General features: G+C 50.5%; 1 rRNA gene. It reads right to left on the bottom strand.

Annotation, left to right across the window (positions count from 1 at the left end):
- Nucleotides 1-48: 48 nt before the first annotated feature.
- A 16S ribosomal RNA gene (locus AN392_RS18195) occupies nucleotides 49-319 on the bottom strand; the annotation flags it as partial.

Here is a 319-nt window from a genome sequence, read left to right as displayed (position 1 = left end):
TAACAATCATCTGTGTGGACACTACGAACAAATAAGTTCTAAATCGTATAAGGAGGTGATCCAGCCCCAGGTTCCCCTAGGGCTACCTTGTTACGACTTCACCCCAGTCATGAATCACTCCGTGGTAAACGTCCTCCCGAGGGTTAGACTATCTACTTCTGGAGCAACCCACTCCCATGGTGTGACGGGCGGTGTGTACAAGGCCCGGGAACGTATTCACCGCGTCATTCTGATACGCGATTACTAGCGATTCCGACTTCATGGAGTCGAGTTGCAGACTCCAATCCGGACTACGACGCACTTTAAGTGATTCGCTTAC

The organism is Pseudoalteromonas sp. P1-16-1b (assembly GCF_001401785.1).
Classification (GTDB): domain Bacteria; phylum Pseudomonadota; class Gammaproteobacteria; order Enterobacterales; family Alteromonadaceae; genus Pseudoalteromonas; species Pseudoalteromonas undina.
This window is presented reverse-complemented; position numbering and strand designations above follow the sequence as displayed.